Origin of the sequence: Enterobacter sp. CRENT-193, assembly GCF_002787395.1 — a bacterium.
GTDB classification, from domain to species: Bacteria; Pseudomonadota; Gammaproteobacteria; order Enterobacterales; family Enterobacteriaceae; genus Enterobacter; species Enterobacter hormaechei_C.
In genome coordinates, this window is sequence record NZ_CP024813.1 from 261,281 (window position 1) to 276,035 (window position 14,755).

Consider the following 14,755-nt stretch of genomic DNA (forward strand, 5'->3'; position numbering starts at 1 on the left):
TTGAGAGAAGTAAGTAAGACTGGGCGAAGCCAACCGGTTCCGCCACCTCGCTCACCGGCTTTTAGGCGTAAGCACTGAAGTCAGCCTCCATGCTAACTGGCGAGCCTGCGAAAGTCAGACTCGTTGTTATAAAGCGGCATATCGTAAGCAGTGTCTGAAATGAACATTCGGATCTGCTCAAGCGTCATGCCACAATGAAAACGGGTTACGCTCACATTGGCCCGGGGGAAGTCAGCACAAAATGCATTCAAAACATTCTCATGGACAATACCAATGTTGATTAACGCAGCTGGCCCGTTGTCACGGAAAGATACGACACGGAATCCCCCATACCAGCCTGACTGGGAGAAAAATGAAAATGCACTCGTTGCCAGACCATTAGACAGGTCATAGCGCAATTTCCCGCTCAGAGACTGGCTGTCTCTGCTGTACACGCGATTAATGAAAATGCCGGGACCAACTTCTACCGGCTGCTTGTTGCTTGCTAAACACGGAAAGCCCACCAGCGAAACCTCCCTTTCTCCTAACCAGTTTACCTGATACCCGGCAGTGAGAAAGTCAGTCAGTTCTACGCCAGAAAGAGCATTAATGGCCGCAATATCGGTATCCAAAATATTTACGTTTTTCATATTCATCTCATCTATATTCTAAAGTGCGTTTTTTGTCTATCAGCCCGAGGATTGAAAATTTGAATATTTAATGTGACAGAAAAATACCTGTCACCTTTTCAAAAACTGCCTGCAATTGAATATCGAGAGAGTCCATTTTAAAATCCACCAGCTCAGCTTTATTATCGCAAACCGAATAAAAATAGGAGTCAAATGCGTCTGTATCTTCATCTTTAAAAATACGGAAGGAATTAATTTTATTATGCCCTTCAAATTCGGCATGAATACCATAGCGAACCGAGCCGTCATCGAACTGAACAACCCGTCGTACAGAATTAATCCGGACGTACTGTTTTAAGGCCCTCGCGAAATCGGCATTTAACGCCAACGCTCGTAAGATTGAATCAGCGGTTTCATTCTGCTTTTTACGATCATATTCAAACATCCCACAGCCGGTGTTACGAAAGACCGGCTGAAGAGCATTAACCAGGTTGAAGGAATCCACGTTTCTGTCGTTTCTGTACATGAGATATCTCCTGCCCCTCCGCTATACGAAGGGGCTTGATAGGGTTACTGCCAGGCTGCGATCACTTCTTCGCACTGGAAATGAGATAAGCACTGCTGGAGTAAAAGGGCCAGCACCGCTGTGTTAGGGACGCGATTGTTACACCACGCGTTGAATAGCAGCTGCCATGGACCGGCATAATACCCGGCCAGTTTCTTTTTTTGTTTATCTGTGCAGCAGCTGGAAATGGCCTGCTGATAAAGGCTTTCATTCTCGGCACCAGAGCGTTGTTGCAGTGCCTGATAAATATAGGAGTAGACAGAATCGGAGCAATTAGATGCATAGGCCAGATTGGTTTTCATAATACCTCCTGTGTTTTTGGGTATTATATAAAACTCCGACCTACTGGCTAATAACCCACACTGTAATTTCTTTTAAAAACACAATAAATTTTCAAAATTGGACCAGTGTGGATTTAAGCGAGCAGTTTAAATCTTTATGAACTAGCTTTCAAAGAGGTTGGTTTTTCGGGAAGTTTTTTGCCAGACCAGCATGTTGGTTTTTTTTCTGTAGTGCAGATTAGCTGGTACCTGCCCCTTCTTACCTCTTTGAGCAATGACTGTTTGAAATATGGTAAGCCCAGTTCAAAAACCCAGTAACGACCGTCTGCAAAAACGACTGAATTTTCAACGCCATCCGAAGCCACCAAGGATGCATCATTAAGTAGACGTTCTTCATAATGAAATGGTAATGAAAATGTCAGATATAACGCACAAAGTACAAAGATTCCTGTGAGACTAACTGCCAGTGAACCACAATAACCAGAATAAACATTTAAATTTCTTTTGATAAATTTCTCATGCAAGATTACAAGCAGACAGAATACACAAGCTACCAGCCCAAATCCTACATGCAGATAAAACTGTCTTATTTCATCATTCCAGACGATGTTGTCCCATTTCGTGCTTAAGATTGAACCCAACAAGGAGATAATAAAAGCGGCAATTTGAGAACTGATAAAGTAGGAGAAAGCTGACTTTGAAGTTATTTTTTTCATAGAAACAGGAACCTCTTTACCTCGTTCCTGATCAGAGAAAAGACACAAAACGCACCATGCGCAAAAAACTGCAAGTCCAGATGCAATAATCTCGCGTAAAAACATATTAAACGTTTCCGATAATGAATAAGTAATTACCATATCCTCTCCGTAAGTCTACATATAATTCAGACGTGACAAATAATTAAAGGCATTGCTATTCTATCATTATGCATTGCGTTTAAAATCATTTCTAATTCAGCAGAGTAGCGATACAGGCATTTCGCTATCCTAAAATCTGGTAGCTTTCCATTTCCTTGCTGAGATAAATCAAAATAATTCTATTTATTGCCTATTCGGATGCTGCAAAACCTTATAAATCCGGATGTATATCACTTAACAGTGAACCATTCGGTGACTTGCTCTCCGTGAGGTCCACCGGGTTTATCCAGTAGGGAACATTCTGCTTTTACCGTTTACTGCATACGCGAGCAGGAATTCTGTTGCAGTTCTGCATTTGCCTGCTTTTCCAGTGCTGTCATAACCCGGCGGAGCATCGCCAGAGCCTGAACAGGCGAGCTCCCAAACTGCACTTTCACTTCATCCGTATCATGATCCTGAATCAGGTCGAGGATGTTCACTTCGATCCCTGCCCCGTTTTCATCTTTTGCCGTGCACTGAATACTTACCCGGGTCACCGAATCCGTCAGGACTGGCAGTGGGTTAGTCTTGTCTACGTTGATAAAAGCCTTCTTCATTGCCCTGTTTCCCCTTGTCCTGAAAAAGTTACCGACCCGTCCGGATGGAGGGGTCGGTCAGAAAATCATGCCTGTCCCTTATTCATCTTCTCAGCATGCTTACGCAGGTACTCTTTCAGGTCAGCATGAGCATTGATGATATCGTTCATTTCATCATTGGTCAGAACAAGCGTGTAAGTATCAGTGCTGACAGATTCACCTTCTTTAAGCTTGGCTTCTTCAGCAATACGTTCAAAAATCGGGATCGCGGTGTCGGCAATGACGGTCACGGTCTTTTTGTTCAGAACGCTGGACATGGATGGTGCTTTACCTGCCGGGTTCTGTTTAGGAGCGCTGTCCTTTGGAGCCGGAGCTGGTTCCTGTACCGGTGGCGTAACCAGCGTCTCTGTATTGCTTTCATCATTCAGTTGATCCGGTACCGGGGTGTTAACGGTAGCATTACCTGCCGGTTGCTCATCACCGGAGTTTTCCGGAGTCTGCGGATCTGCCATGCGCTCTTCTACCTTGGCAGCTTTGACGAATTTCAGCGTGTTTTTCGTCGCTTTACCATAGATGGAGATCGCCTTGTTGATGTTATCTACCGCATCCTCACCGCTGTACATATACTCGTCCAGCGCAACGTACATGCTCACCTGATCGCTCACAAGCATGGTCTGTAGTTCAGAAGGCAGGTCCAGTACGCGAACCATCTGGCGAAGATGCTGCTCTGATTTACCACGTTTTTTTGCCAGTTCCGCAAAGGTCTTAGGCTCTTCTTTATCTTCAACAAGACGCTTAATTGAAAGCGCTTCAGCTACGACAGACAGCGCCAGGTTGGAGTTGCCGGTCAGGGTGAAGAGTTCTGCTTTTGAAGCGCTACCGCGAAACTCTTCGCAGCGAATACGAGTAATGCGTTCACGCCCTTCTGCTTCCAGCTGGCGGTTTGCAATAGCGATGGAACGGATACGGCAAGCCCCCTGACGCAGTACAGGTACGCCATTAACCATCTGAACAACGATAGGCGTCACGCTGAACGGGTCTTCCATGTAGGCATCGGCCAGGCTGTTCAGGTGTTCCACAACGTGAGGCATTGAATAGTAGAGCTCGCCCATACCGGCCGTGCGGGTGTTAAAGCCTTCCTGCTCTACAACAACCGAAGGGTCAATGATAAGGCCGTTACCTTTACGGGCACCGTTACCAGTGCGTTCCAGGTAACCACGAAGGCTGATTTCGTTGCTGTTGTTTTTTACTTCAGTTTCGATTGCGGACATTTTTGTTCTCTCTTTTGGTTGGTTGTTTAACTGCGCTACAACACAACAATACCAGGTTCGACATTTTTTCTAATAGGTTGCACAGAAGAAAAAGTAACTTTTCTTAAAAAAAATTCCTGAGACAATACTACTCGATCCGTCCGTTTTAAATCTTCACAACAGTGGGCCGTTTTTACGTTTAAGCAAAATAGCTGGTTCAGAAGGTGAGTCGGAGAGAAAAGTTACTTTTCCGGTTGTCTGGGCCAGTGATGAGAGAGTGGCAGGACAGGAATGGCTAAACCGGTGCGGGTCTCTTGTAAGTCGCAGGGGATTGAGGAGATATAGAGGTAAACCGGTACGTTCAGTTTTTGGATTGAGCCGGGCTTTTGGCCCGGGCTTAAGGAAGCGGAAATTTGAACGAACTGGCAGGTAATGATTTATGCCGCCGACAGCTGGCCGTCAGTGCTTTGCTGTTCTGGTTTGACAGTTGGGGGATAACCGGCAGTTAGCCGCTGGCATTCCGCATCACAGAAAGCCCTGAGGTTGCTGAAGACGGACTCCATGAAATCAGCATGAGCATACGAGTCTACAGGACGTGTCTTGTTATCTTTCATCTTGTTCTCCTCAATCATTATTAAAACCAGCGGATTTAGTTCCTGGCGCTCCATCTGCTGACCGGCTTTCCCAGAGAGCAGCGATGTGTCGGGTTCTGTTTCTCATTTTATCGTTTTCATCGGGCCCATCCGGCCGTATAAGAGACCGATTTGGCATGTTTAAGAAACGTACTGGCGACATTAAAAGCTGAGGTTGGCTTTGGAATAAAAGGATACTTTTCCCGTTTGTCAGGTCTTTCGCTACCGCTGCACGATGATTCTGTCAGGCATTCTGCGCCCTCCTTGGCTGTACATCTTGAAACAAGCGGTGGGATGTTCCCTTCCCCCTGCTCACCGCAGAATAATTGGCAAGTCCCGACGGTCGTTCCGTACGAGCCGGGTCCAAATAATGAATAAATACAACGCCACTTCAATTGTATTGACAATAGAAGTTAGGAGGATCATAGTGTCATTCATGGTGCGGCTTTCGCACCACCGCCCCGGCGGTACCGGGCAGAACTGGAGTACCTCATGAAACTTTCCCGTCAGACGACTTCTGATACTTCTGTTGATGGCCGTTCACGCGCATATGCCTGGGGCCGTGTCCATTATTTCATTATCGAACATGCACCAATGGCTGAGCTGGTCGCTATTGACGAGCTGCTGGAAAAAGCTGGCTGGAGCAATGACGGCTGTCCGAACTATGAGAAAGATGACGAGTTTGGTAATGCTGGTTACAGCTGTGGTTACTGGATCGATATTGACAGCGTGGGAAGCTTCAAGGCTGACTACAAACGTCTTAAGGGTGAGATTAGTGCGCATATCGCCTCAAAGGCGGCAGAGGTGGAGATCCGCGTACTGGACTCGATGTCCGACAAAGAATGTAAAGATGTTGCCTCGGTGGCATGTACTGTTCGCCGTGACTTACGTACGCAGTCCGAATCGCTTCATTCACTGCGTACTATCGTAACGGTTGATCATTACAATCCCTATGTGATCACCAGCCGCCCGCTGAGCATTTCCGCCTGGACACTTATCCACGACTGTCTGAAAACCGGCACCATCAATGACGTCTGTTCACGGTTGAGTTCATTAATCCTGCACTCTGAAGCCGCGATTGCCCGTTGTAAGGGAAGCTCCGACTACTCTTCGGAACACGCTCAGCTATCGTTTTTTGCTGGTAACGACTATGTCACCAGACGCACCCTTGTTGATGCAGCTCACGAAGAGGCTCTGCGAATGAACCGCCGCTTTGATGAACGTATTGCAATGAACGCGGATTCTGATGCCAGAAGGCTCCAGTGCGAATTCAACCTGAGCAACCATGTCGTACAGCGTCGGACCGTTGAATCTGCTCATATCCAGGCAATCAACGAAGACGTCACCCGTTCACAGGCGGAACCACGCTGCCCTGGAAAGCTTCTTCTGAAAATGACCAGTCATGAGGAAGTGCGGGACTCACTGAGCACCTGTTAGTCCAGCGACACCCCCTGCGGCTCTACTACCGGGCCGCAGTCTGCTCCGGCCAGATGGTGCCAGTGGCGTAATGAATTTGTTTAATAAGGCTGAGTATGATGAATAAAGAACAACTAATCGACAAACTGGAACGCGTGGTATGTGGTCAGTACTCCTACGAAATGCAGGAGCTTGCGTATTCGGCCCTCTGCTGCATTAAAGGCACCCCGGACGACTGCGCTAAGTTCCCTGTTACGCGTCCGCTGCCTGACACCTTAGTGGACGTATGGGACGAGATCGGGCAATACCTTGGCACAGGCAAAGCCATTGAAACTCGCAGTTGCGGCGTTTCGCTTCTGCTTCATGGACACTGCTACGATTCAAATCATGTGCTGTACTGGCGCAATGCTGGCGCACTTCCAGCAGCTTGCGATACGCCACTGGCTGGTGGGTCTCGCAAACTGTTCACCTGCTCAGCCTGTGGAGTGGACGGTCTGGATGAACCACCTGAAACCAGTTGCCACTGCTGCACAGAGGGGGCCCACTGGATTGAGAGCAGGCTCTTCACCTCCGGGCAGGCAGACCCTGAAGAATTTAGACCCGTGGCGGTCGTGAAAGTGTGTGCAGGCTCAACGCCGGATGATCGGCTCATCTGGAGCGTGATTGAACAGCTCAACGGCGAACTGGCGGAAGGCGATAAACTATTTAAGCGACGCTGACAGATCACGTCAGCATTTATATCAGACGAACTCCAGAATAATTTAAAGCAACCATGAACATGAAAAAGCCCAAAGCTGCATTACAGAATGCCATGAAAGAAGATGTGCCAGCTGTGACACAGATTCAGATGCGATCTACGGTTTCCAGAAAGGTTCGCTATGTAAAACAGGCAAATCGAGAGGGTCTGAAATTATCTGAGTGGATGTCGCGGCATCTCGACGCTGTCTGTGATACCGCAGATGAGATTCATAAAGGCAAACGCTCAACTCCGGTTGCGCCTGGGAAGATTCCCCCTGAGGTATACCAGGTGATATACGATCAGTGCGGCGGGTTCGTGGAGTGTGATGCTAATGCCCAGGTAATCTGGGAAGCCTGCCGTGATGCCATTCTTAACGGAGACAAAGGGTAAACGGCAGGTATCGCCTGTCATTTTTACCCTTGTGAGGAAAATCCTGATGAACCATGAGAGCCGAACTGTATACCTGAACACGGCCATTGAGGCCCTGTTGAAAGCTGAGGCGGCTCTGAACGAGCTGGCATTAGCCTATGTACTCAAACCAGGTGAAAAGGCAAGCGCATGCCATCCCCGAACCGGTACGCTTTCCACAGCTTCCCAGGTAAGAAAACTTCGCCGTGTTCTAGAAAAAAACAAGTTATGACGGCCCTTATACGCTGGCATAATGTACCGTGCTTCGCTCATCCCAGCAGTATGGGTTTTAAACTCTTCCATTTTTAAGAGTACGGGAAGAGCCTTATTATTGTCGCATACCCTACGGATGCATTGCAGTTCAAACCGCTGTTCGGTGCAATTATTGCTGTATCCGGCGGATTTGAAAATGACAGAAATAGTGATGTAAAGCTCCGCCATTAAAGAAATGCCCCGTAGTTTGGCGAATCAACTTTCTGAATTATCTCGATGAACACCATTTAAGGAAATCGAATGTGTGATTTTTGCAGGGCTGACGAAAATTACTTTCATATGGCAGAATGCGTGTATGACCAACTGGTTAAAGAGTATCCCGTAATGTGGCTGCGGGATTCAACCCGGATCGGGGCCTGCTACCTCTGTCGAGAACTGCTGTCGCCGGAGGGGATGGTCCTGGCGATGCAGAGCGCTTTCCCTGCGAAGGGATGGCGGCTGCGTATTTGGTACAATGAAACCATTGACGAAGAGATAGAACCGCAGCGTGGAGACTGTATTGAGCTGTCCTCCAGGGCGGACGCTCTGCTGTCCTTCATGTCGTTCCAGGAAAAGGTTTAGCGCTGCGGCCCCCCTCACAAAAAGGCGCTTTCCGCGACAAATCTGGTACGACCGGACAACGTTGAGTCAATTCTTGCTTCCCCGCAGAAGAATCCCTATGAAGTAAAGTAGAGGTAGGCATTACGCCCACCAGCAAACCTGATAACTGTTCTTTGCGTAACATCCTCAAACTTCTGGTGCCTTCGTAGACTGCGATGCGAATGCCCATGAGCTGAATTCACCGTATCATTTGACCGGATGCAGCGAGAACAGAAATGACAATGTTTGAACGATTTGCCAGACGGCCATAAAACTCTACTGGGTACAGAATAAGGACTGACCGCAATGGCTACGTTCTATGAGCTACCGACCAGTGAGAAGTCCATTGTTTCCGGTACGTGCCCGGACGAGCACCGGTGAAATTTTTCCCGACTGGATTACGCTAAGGCTTTTGAACGGTTTGCGTGAAGTGGGACTCTTTGGGTCTGGTTCTTGATTTATACAAAAGGCTATATGCCACAAGACGGGAGGAAAAAAGGGTTTCCCCGACTGGAGAAACCCTTTCAAAAGGTGCCGATGGCATACTAATCCACACCCCGAAAAGAGGGGGTTGCCCCCCTCTTTGTCAGCTACTTACCGGATTCGTAGGCCAGGATAGCAGATACCTCCCTTGTTCCGTCTTTCATCCGCAACTCGCAAAGCGAGTTTCGTGTGAGCCAGGTGAATATCAACAGCGTTAAACAAACTATTAATATGCACAAAACAATGGGTTGGTTCGGCATTTTCATGGCCTTCTTCTCCTTGCATTTAAGCAGGCAAGAGGCTACTCTGAATGTGACTAGCATACAGGGGCCTCGGGTTAATTGAAAAATTACTCGGGGCTTTCTGCTTTTACCACAGTCAAACAGTGTTACCGCTGGCTGGGGCAAAAGCCTCCAGCACCAGCGTTATTATACCACCCTGCCCTGATCAGCCAAACACCCCGCCTACATAAATTACTGATTTTTCATTTATTTGACATGATTCACTTCCGGTTGTCGGCGAAAGTCATTTTATACTAAAGAAAAGGGTAACGGGCAGCTGCTGGGTCGGAACATACAGTGCAGTTCCTGCCCGTTTAATTTCCGGATGCAATGGTAGGATCAGGAGGCACTGCTTCCGTTGATTAGGGAAATCTTATGTGCCTGAATACGGCTGTATTCGAGATGGGATGCAATATTACAGATGCGCTCCAGTCGATCATGCAGCCTCGTGTAGGTCAGTCGATGAATACCGGACATTTCATCAAGTAGCCAGCGCTTGATGTAAGGGTTACAGGAAAGCCGGGCAAGATCGTCGTCATCCACTTCGTCAAAGAACCAGTACTGCTCCATCGGGACTACCTGAAATATCCACGGCCGGGGATAGTCCCCTGTGACAACCAAAAACCATGCAAGAAAGCATAGACACAGCTCAACGACCATAAGCATCGAAAATTGCGAATAACTTAGACCGGGCACATAGGGTGAACTATCCGCAACATACCCCCTGAGCAATTCCGCCACAAGGTAGCCCAATAGCGTCAAGGCCAGCATCAGGGTCAGGATTAATCCCCCATTAAACGCTACCGAAGCCTTTTGAACCCGATCAGGTGCTGTCCGGCTGCGATAGTTGGTCACTACTCTTTCTACAAGTGCCCTTATGGCAGCCTGTTCTTTACTGACATCAGCTCCGGAAAAACCGGACGGGCTTTTATTTAATTCAGTCATACCCCACTCCTGTTATGTGCTCTACTTAACAAACACGTAGATCATACAGAGCTCACGGACGCACTCCTGCCAGATAAAGGAGGGAATTTGGCTGTAAGACGGTTAGCCAACAGTTCAGGTTATGCGTGGGATCCGCCCAGTCAGAAAGGATTCCGTTAATAACAGGCAAGGTTAAAGGCAGATGGACGGTGAAATTGTGGGTGCTAAAAGGGGGTATTACTCTTTTTCCTGCATAGCGGTTTTTTCAGCCCGGGTGGCCAGACGAACATTTCCGAAAGGCTCACGGACAAGCAGTGGCTTCTCCTTCTTCCAGCCCCTGATAGCCGTTTCTCCAAACCGACGTGGTGCATTGCCGTTCCAGCGAGCAATCACATGGTTATCATGAATTTCAATAATGACAACGGGGTGGACAATGACCGTTGAAATGGTGGTATTTCCCATTTTGGTACGGGTTACAGACCAAACCTGCATCCCGGATTCCAGCTGGCTGATTTTCATATTATATCCTTAAGCCATCACGAACTGCGCCACAAACAATTAATGTGGCGCAATTTACCATAAACAATAAACATCAGATACCCGTGAAAAGATTTCCCTTTATTTTAAAATTCTTCTGGAGAAAAAATGATATTTCCAGAAGAGGTCAGCGAAATTCAGAAACGGCCATCACAATGGTGCTGCGCTGACGCTGGCGTTCTGCCTTGCGCTGCCTGCGGCGATAGATCTGTTTTGCGCTGACGTAAGGGCAGTCCTCACGGGTATACCAGCAGCAGCCGCAAGGTTCGGGCCGGGGTTTTCCGGCAAGTCCAAATGGTTTCATCAAGTCACCTTTTTAATGTTTTTAATGGAAAGATACTTACCTAACCCATTGTTTTATAGGAAATAACGTTGTTGCATAAACAGATACAGATAACCCTCAGGAGAAAACATGCAAAGGTTATCAGTGATAACCGCGTCCAGATACCGAGTGTCAGTCTGTAAACGTTTTATCACCAGAAAATGTGCTGCCGCAGCCTTAATGCCAGAACTACCGTTTACAACATTATGTATACCCGCTTTGAATAACGAACGAGCATGAATTACCTTTTCCCGGGCCGCTTCGATCTCAGCATTAATAACGCATTGCCGCGCCTGGATGACTGCCTCTCCGGTTAAATCGCGGAAATTCATTAGAGATGTGATCATGATTGACTCTCCAGATTATGTGGAATCATTATAACAACTGGCACCACGCCACAAATAACCTGAGATAAATTCTTTGAAATATTCCTATATATAAGGAATTACAGTCGGAAAAGAAACAATGAAATAGCGCCGACCGCTTAAAATCGATAAATTAAAATGGACGGCACTGGAATGAAAAACTGAAAGTAGTAAGACCGTAATTATCCTTCACGGATGTAAGCTTTAAAAGAGGAGTACTGGCAAAGCTTTGCCAAGTACTTCGGCGGTTGTGTCTACGATTTTACGGATGTCATCGATCTGCGAAGGCTTATTCAACACCACCGTAAAAAGCTCTCCTTCGTTATCAGCCTGCTCGCAGTTTCCGTATCGGCTCCCGTCGTACAGCTGCACAATACGTGACATAGAAGACTTTGTTTGTTTCATGGCTTTGCACCTGCTTTTAGGCAGTTTGGTTACTGGTTATCAGAAGCTGGTTTCATGCGCTTCCGGCTGGGACACGAACTGGTATTTGACGCCGCCAGGCACACCTACTGCTTCGGCAATAGAGTCGCAAAGCCGCGATAAATCATTTAGTGTCATCGGATATTCAATATCTACTGAATATAAAGCACCTGCATTTTCAGCATCTTCGATGTTTTTATACTGGGCACTAAATATAGCAATGGTCTGAATTTCGTGGTTATGCATGAACCGGTCCTTATTAAATTATAAAAGCCACCCGAGAGTGGCCTGAGTGGAAACTTAAATCTGTGAAGTATATTTGAGAGATTTTTTGCGATCCAGATGCCGGGCAACAATGGTTCCGATAACAAGTAGCGTGATGACCGCACTGAAGAAGGTGCTGTCAGGGACGCCCTGGAAAAAATCACTGAAACTGTAAACAATAAAAATCAATGCGCAAAAATAGAAAACGATACGAACATAAGGGGTAAAAAACATTTTCATCGGTTGCCTTCCATTCAGGGAGAATTCTCAGTAATTACATCACACCTGAAGAGAAACTATTTTCGTATAAATGAGCATTTTCGACATATCAGAGGGGGGTTTTACTCATAAATGAGGTAGTAAGGGTCACACTTGAGATGAAAGTTACTTTCCTGGCTGCGAACGAACTATCTCAAATGTTAGAGGTGTGCGTTCGCCTTAAGAGCTTCATGCCCTGAGGAGCTCAACTTGAGCCGATAGTATAAACCTGGCTCCAGATGCCTTACTGGCTGGCATAACTCCACGAGGCCCAGCCGGAACAGGACCGGAGAGCTCCTGCACGTCACATCATCAGGATTCCCCATAAACGTACGCCGTTCTCTGGCCCGTCTGAAATTGCCAGAGATATCATAGATCGTGCCGGATGCCATCCGTCTTAACACGTAAATCTGCGCCCTTGTAAGCTTCTGGGCGGAACTGCTTAAACCTGACATACCTTCCCGGCCTTATATAAAACAATCCGCCAGCAGCTCGACTGGCGGACAATGTTTGACTGGATACAGCAAGGACATACTATTTGCTGACAAGTTTGATATTGGTTTCACTCATTCGAAGTCGAAACTCCTGAAAACCCTGCTCTACCGCTAACTCCAGCCACTCAACGGGAATGGTATAGCTACAATCAGACCCACCCAAAGCGGCATCACAAGCGTAATCCCAGTCCTCATCCAGTTTTGGATTCATCCCCTGGGCGTAAGCCACAGTATCGCGGGATGCGGGAGAGCCCTCAAGCTCAGCATTAGTGATCAGGTATACACCATGACTGTGCGCGAGAAGCACTTTTGGCACCAGATGTGTGCTGGCAATTTTTGAGGATGAGGGAAAGAAAACCCTACCAGCTTTACGCGCCTCTTCTTCAGTCTGTCCCTCAGCGTTAAGGAGGGCTCCCCCCGGATAGCATGCCGGGTCATAGATCTGATCTGGGGTGACCGAAAACGTTTTTGCGGTGCGAATTTCTTCGATCAGTTTATTGATATCTGCCATTTCAAATACGAGAGTGGTCACAGGCTTACTCTCCCTCTTCAGTGGACAACATCAGATACTTTGTTGCCAGCAGAAGCTCTCCCACATCCTTGAGGGACAATTCAGCTTTGCCTTCTACGGCAAGCTGCAAGCGCTGTCGAATTGCATGAACAGAATCTGAAGATAAAGATGCCATTTTGCGCAAAACGGCATTAGCCTTTTCTACAGCAGGATACAGAATTTCTGAGTTGGTATTATCTTCGTCATTATCAAAGATAATTTCAGAATCCATATTGATGTTATCTTCAAGCCAGCTTGAAAGCACTTCAAGTAATGACATCACCTTTTCAATTTGCATATCGCCTCCTCTGTTAACATGAAACAAATATAACAAAGTGGCTTACCCGGCTAATAACCTGAGCAGAAAGTTTTCGAACTTAGTTTGAAAACAAGTTTTCTGCTCAGGTTAATGTTAAAGTCGCTGGGTAAAAGATAAAAGGCACTGAAGATGATTTAAGCATCAAACAGACTAAATAGGATTCCGTCTTTTATAACGCTTTTAAAATAGAATGAATGAAATATAAATTTTGCGTTTAAGAATGAACGCTGTAGAGGATGATTTATCCAGTGATATGCAGTTTGTGGCCTTTAAAAAGGCTTTATTATGGACTTGAATTGCAAAGAGAGCACCGACATTTTTCTGGGGGCTCCCGCAGAGAAAAAGCTGTGAGGTTATGAAGACGTATAGGAGGTATTCGGCGAAATACTGTATGGCCACAGGAGAGCTTCAGCACCCATATCCTGCCGCCTCGCTCGCCTGTGGTGATTTCAATATGTTCTACGTCATACCACGTAGTTGTATTTCTCACTTTGTTTATGCTTCCTGACACCGCGTGAACGCAATCTTCGTCTGGATGCGTTCATAGATGGAAAACTGCCTTTCAATGGAATCGGCATTAGACAGTAATTCATGAAGCTCAGCAGAATCTGTATCAGGAACGATAGCGACAGAAACTCCATATTTACGCCCAGTTCTGATCAGGTGCGCAAGTTTTTCCTTCTCTGATTCTGTGAGCATTGCCAGATCCCTTCCGGATACCTGCTCGATAAATGGACCAAGGTTTTTCGGAAAAAAGGGTTCGGCATCAGAATTATGTACCGGGAGCGTTTGCGGCTTATCGAAGCTATTGGACATGAAAAGAACCTTTATAGTTAGAGAGGTGGAGACTGAATGCGTAGCCCATTAAAATTAGTAGTGCCACACTCGAATGCTAATCATACTTTATGATGGCTATGGTAGGAATGGCCGTCAACTTAAACCGCCAGAAGCGAGCCATTCACCGTTAAAGTAACTTTCCCGTATGATGTTCTTTTTATGGAATGAGTTGTTCACACTCCTCTTTAAGAGCCGCCCTGGAACGAGATCGACAGACTTTGCTTAATGAAGAGCGTAATTGATGTTCATCAACCCCATCAGCGACAAACTGACCAATTTTCTTTTCAAGACGCTGCATTGCCTCATAAAGCTTGGCATCAGTATTATTTTTAAGAAACCTCAGTATATAATCAGCAATAATTTGAACAGGAGTAAAGTTACACATCATGTATCCTTAATAAGTTGTGTAAAAATAAAACCATAAAAAACATAATCAGAAGTAGATTATTATACTTGAGTAAGCTTTTCAGCTAACAAGCTGGAGAAGCAGATTCCGGTAAATTACTACATATTTG

Annotated in this window: 24 protein-coding genes and 1 pseudogene; 5 read left to right on the top strand and 20 right to left on the bottom strand. The window is 46.5% G+C overall.

Annotation, left to right across the window (positions count from 1 at the left end):
- Positions 1 to 92: 92 nt before the first annotated feature.
- The 7 genes from CU081_RS25525 to CU081_RS26380 form a co-directional block, all read right to left on the bottom strand.
- Positions 93 to 629, bottom strand: coding sequence for a hypothetical protein (locus CU081_RS25525; RefSeq protein ID WP_000800251.1), 537 nt, complete (start codon positions 627 to 629; stop codon positions 93 to 95).
- 67 nt (positions 630 to 696) lie between these two features.
- The gene (locus CU081_RS25530; protein WP_000286108.1) at positions 697 to 1,134 is read right to left on the bottom strand and encodes a hypothetical protein; all 438 of its coding nucleotides are present in this window, start codon (positions 1,132 to 1,134) and stop codon (positions 697 to 699) included.
- 44 nt (positions 1,135 to 1,178) lie between these two features.
- Entirely contained in the window at positions 1,179 to 1,475 is a 297-nt protein-coding gene (locus CU081_RS25535) for a hypothetical protein (RefSeq protein ID WP_000856246.1), read from the bottom strand.
- 134 nt (positions 1,476 to 1,609) lie between these two features.
- A complete protein-coding gene (locus CU081_RS25540) occupies positions 1,610 to 2,311 on the bottom strand; it encodes a hypothetical protein (RefSeq protein WP_000237191.1) in 702 nt (233 codons plus the stop codon).
- Positions 2,312 to 2,625: 314 nt separating this feature from the next.
- Positions 2,626 to 2,907 (bottom strand): hypothetical protein, encoded by a 282-nt coding sequence (locus CU081_RS25545; RefSeq protein WP_000708863.1) that lies wholly within the window; start codon positions 2,905 to 2,907, stop codon positions 2,626 to 2,628.
- 65 nt (positions 2,908 to 2,972) lie between these two features.
- Positions 2,973 to 4,157 carry a hypothetical protein gene (locus CU081_RS25550; RefSeq protein WP_001272971.1) on the bottom strand — a complete coding sequence of 395 codons (1,185 nt, stop codon included), beginning with the start codon at positions 4,155 to 4,157 and terminating at the stop codon, positions 2,973 to 2,975.
- Positions 4,158 to 4,573: 416 nt separating this feature from the next.
- On the bottom strand, positions 4,574 to 4,750 hold the full coding sequence (locus CU081_RS26380; protein WP_001371930.1) for a hypothetical protein: 177 nt from the start codon (positions 4,748 to 4,750) through the stop codon (positions 4,574 to 4,576).
- A gap of 510 nt (positions 4,751 to 5,260) precedes the next feature.
- Between CU081_RS26380 and CU081_RS25560 the strand changes: the two genes are divergently transcribed.
- From CU081_RS25560 to CU081_RS25580, 5 genes are all read left to right on the top strand, one after another.
- The gene (locus tag CU081_RS25560) at positions 5,261 to 6,205 is read left to right on the top strand and encodes a DUF5417 domain-containing protein (RefSeq protein WP_000778029.1); all 945 of its coding nucleotides are present in this window, start codon (positions 5,261 to 5,263) and stop codon (positions 6,203 to 6,205) included.
- 95 nt (positions 6,206 to 6,300) lie between these two features.
- Entirely contained in the window at positions 6,301 to 6,903 is a 603-nt protein-coding gene (locus CU081_RS25565; protein WP_224222681.1) for a hypothetical protein, read from the top strand.
- A gap of 59 nt (positions 6,904 to 6,962) precedes the next feature.
- Positions 6,963 to 7,313 carry a hypothetical protein gene (locus CU081_RS25570; protein WP_000743059.1) on the top strand — a complete coding sequence of 117 codons (351 nt, stop codon included), beginning with the start codon at positions 6,963 to 6,965 and terminating at the stop codon, positions 7,311 to 7,313.
- Positions 7,314 to 7,359: 46 nt separating this feature from the next.
- Complete coding sequence (locus CU081_RS25575) at positions 7,360 to 7,563, top strand: hypothetical protein (RefSeq protein ID WP_001015183.1); 204 nt, start codon at positions 7,360 to 7,362, stop codon at positions 7,561 to 7,563.
- Between the two features lie 281 nt (positions 7,564 to 7,844).
- Entirely contained in the window at positions 7,845 to 8,165 is a 321-nt protein-coding gene (locus tag CU081_RS25580) for a hypothetical protein (protein WP_000332796.1), read from the top strand.
- A 608-nt stretch (positions 8,166 to 8,773) separates the two neighbouring features.
- On the opposite strand, the gene CU081_RS25585 is transcribed toward CU081_RS25580, so the two are convergent.
- The 13 genes and pseudogenes from CU081_RS25585 to CU081_RS25645 all read right to left on the bottom strand — a co-directional run bounded on the left by CU081_RS25585 (position 8,774) and on the right by CU081_RS25645 (position 14,625).
- Complete coding sequence (locus CU081_RS25585) at positions 8,774 to 8,893, bottom strand: type I toxin-antitoxin system Hok family toxin (protein ID WP_223152483.1); 120 nt, start codon at positions 8,891 to 8,893, stop codon at positions 8,774 to 8,776.
- Positions 8,841 to 8,951 (bottom strand): annotated as a pseudogene (locus CU081_RS26705) (DUF5431 family protein); the annotation flags it as partial. The gene CU081_RS25585 and the pseudogene CU081_RS26705, both read right to left, overlap by 53 nt.
- A 335-nt stretch (positions 8,952 to 9,286) precedes the next feature.
- Positions 9,287 to 9,892, bottom strand: coding sequence for a hypothetical protein (locus tag CU081_RS25590; protein WP_000137794.1), 606 nt, complete (start codon positions 9,890 to 9,892; stop codon positions 9,287 to 9,289).
- 216 nt (positions 9,893 to 10,108) lie between these two features.
- A complete protein-coding gene (locus CU081_RS25595; protein ID WP_000703842.1) occupies positions 10,109 to 10,390 on the bottom strand; it encodes a hypothetical protein in 282 nt (93 codons plus the stop codon).
- Between the two features lie 145 nt (positions 10,391 to 10,535).
- Positions 10,536 to 10,712 carry a hypothetical protein gene (locus CU081_RS26385; RefSeq protein WP_000802040.1) on the bottom strand — a complete coding sequence of 59 codons (177 nt, stop codon included), beginning with the start codon at positions 10,710 to 10,712 and terminating at the stop codon, positions 10,536 to 10,538.
- Between the two features lie 53 nt (positions 10,713 to 10,765).
- On the bottom strand, positions 10,766 to 11,077 hold the full coding sequence (locus CU081_RS25600) for a hypothetical protein (protein ID WP_000633161.1): 312 nt from the start codon (positions 11,075 to 11,077) through the stop codon (positions 10,766 to 10,768).
- Between the two features lie 222 nt (positions 11,078 to 11,299).
- Complete coding sequence (locus tag CU081_RS25605; RefSeq protein WP_000814953.1) at positions 11,300 to 11,500, bottom strand: hypothetical protein; 201 nt, start codon at positions 11,498 to 11,500, stop codon at positions 11,300 to 11,302.
- Between the two features lie 39 nt (positions 11,501 to 11,539).
- Positions 11,540 to 11,764, bottom strand: coding sequence for a hypothetical protein (locus CU081_RS25610; RefSeq protein ID WP_000551490.1), 225 nt, complete (start codon positions 11,762 to 11,764; stop codon positions 11,540 to 11,542).
- A gap of 54 nt (positions 11,765 to 11,818) precedes the next feature.
- A complete protein-coding gene (locus CU081_RS25615; protein ID WP_000781547.1) occupies positions 11,819 to 12,022 on the bottom strand; it encodes a hypothetical protein in 204 nt (67 codons plus the stop codon).
- Between the two features lie 552 nt (positions 12,023 to 12,574).
- Positions 12,575 to 13,066, bottom strand: coding sequence for a DUF3085 domain-containing protein (locus CU081_RS25625; RefSeq protein WP_001371932.1), 492 nt, complete (start codon positions 13,064 to 13,066; stop codon positions 12,575 to 12,577).
- Between the two features lie 4 nt (positions 13,067 to 13,070).
- Entirely contained in the window at positions 13,071 to 13,382 is a 312-nt protein-coding gene (locus CU081_RS25630; RefSeq protein ID WP_001165367.1) for a DUF957 domain-containing protein, read from the bottom strand.
- 516 nt (positions 13,383 to 13,898) lie between these two features.
- Positions 13,899 to 14,219: a hypothetical protein gene (locus tag CU081_RS25640; RefSeq protein ID WP_000071366.1), complete on the bottom strand. Its 321-nt coding sequence runs from the start codon at positions 14,217 to 14,219 to the stop codon at positions 13,899 to 13,901.
- A 178-nt stretch (positions 14,220 to 14,397) separates the two neighbouring features.
- Entirely contained in the window at positions 14,398 to 14,625 is a 228-nt protein-coding gene (locus CU081_RS25645) for a hypothetical protein (RefSeq protein WP_000336109.1), read from the bottom strand.
- Positions 14,626 to 14,755 lie beyond the last annotated feature (130 nt).

What these genes read in the sequence shown, in the direction of transcription:
- CU081_RS25575 (WP_001015183.1), top strand. Translation starts at nt 7,360, where the DNA reads ATGAACCATGAGAGCCGAACTGTATACCTGAACACGGCCATTGAGGCC.
- CU081_RS25630 (WP_001165367.1), bottom strand. Translation starts at nt 13,382, where the DNA reads ATGCAAATTGAAAAGGTGATGTCATTACTTGAAGTGCTTTCAAGCTGG.
- CU081_RS25605 (WP_000814953.1), bottom strand. Translation starts at nt 11,500, where the DNA reads ATGAAACAAACAAAGTCTTCTATGTCACGTATTGTGCAGCTGTACGAC.
- CU081_RS25540 (WP_000237191.1), bottom strand. Translation starts at nt 2,311, where the DNA reads ATGGTAATTACTTATTCATTATCGGAAACGTTTAATATGTTTTTACGC.
- CU081_RS25640 (WP_000071366.1), bottom strand. Translation starts at nt 14,219, where the DNA reads ATGTCCAATAGCTTCGATAAGCCGCAAACGCTCCCGGTACATAATTCT.
- CU081_RS25525 (WP_000800251.1), bottom strand. Translation starts at nt 629, where the DNA reads ATGAAAAACGTAAATATTTTGGATACCGATATTGCGGCCATTAATGCT.
- CU081_RS26385 (WP_000802040.1), bottom strand. Translation starts at nt 10,712, where the DNA reads ATGAAACCATTTGGACTTGCCGGAAAACCCCGGCCCGAACCTTGCGGC.
- CU081_RS25600 (WP_000633161.1), bottom strand. Translation starts at nt 11,077, where the DNA reads ATGATCACATCTCTAATGAATTTCCGCGATTTAACCGGAGAGGCAGTC.
- CU081_RS25595 (WP_000703842.1), bottom strand. Translation starts at nt 10,390, where the DNA reads ATGAAAATCAGCCAGCTGGAATCCGGGATGCAGGTTTGGTCTGTAACC.
- CU081_RS25570 (WP_000743059.1), top strand. Translation starts at nt 6,963, where the DNA reads ATGAAAAAGCCCAAAGCTGCATTACAGAATGCCATGAAAGAAGATGTG.
- CU081_RS25615 (WP_000781547.1), bottom strand. Translation starts at nt 12,022, where the DNA reads ATGAAAATGTTTTTTACCCCTTATGTTCGTATCGTTTTCTATTTTTGC.
- CU081_RS25565 (WP_224222681.1), top strand. Translation starts at nt 6,301, where the DNA reads ATGATGAATAAAGAACAACTAATCGACAAACTGGAACGCGTGGTATGT.
- CU081_RS26380 (WP_001371930.1), bottom strand. Translation starts at nt 4,750, where the DNA reads ATGAAAGATAACAAGACACGTCCTGTAGACTCGTATGCTCATGCTGAT.
- CU081_RS25590 (WP_000137794.1), bottom strand. Translation starts at nt 9,892, where the DNA reads ATGACTGAATTAAATAAAAGCCCGTCCGGTTTTTCCGGAGCTGATGTC.
- CU081_RS25550 (WP_001272971.1), bottom strand. Translation starts at nt 4,157, where the DNA reads ATGTCCGCAATCGAAACTGAAGTAAAAAACAACAGCAACGAAATCAGC.
- CU081_RS25530 (WP_000286108.1), bottom strand. Translation starts at nt 1,134, where the DNA reads ATGTACAGAAACGACAGAAACGTGGATTCCTTCAACCTGGTTAATGCT.
- CU081_RS25535 (WP_000856246.1), bottom strand. Translation starts at nt 1,475, where the DNA reads ATGAAAACCAATCTGGCCTATGCATCTAATTGCTCCGATTCTGTCTAC.
- CU081_RS25580 (WP_000332796.1), top strand. Translation starts at nt 7,845, where the DNA reads ATGTGTGATTTTTGCAGGGCTGACGAAAATTACTTTCATATGGCAGAA.
- CU081_RS25610 (WP_000551490.1), bottom strand. Translation starts at nt 11,764, where the DNA reads ATGCATAACCACGAAATTCAGACCATTGCTATATTTAGTGCCCAGTAT.
- CU081_RS25645 (WP_000336109.1), bottom strand. Translation starts at nt 14,625, where the DNA reads ATGTGTAACTTTACTCCTGTTCAAATTATTGCTGATTATATACTGAGG.
- CU081_RS25545 (WP_000708863.1), bottom strand. Translation starts at nt 2,907, where the DNA reads ATGAAGAAGGCTTTTATCAACGTAGACAAGACTAACCCACTGCCAGTC.
- CU081_RS25560 (WP_000778029.1), top strand. Translation starts at nt 5,261, where the DNA reads ATGAAACTTTCCCGTCAGACGACTTCTGATACTTCTGTTGATGGCCGT.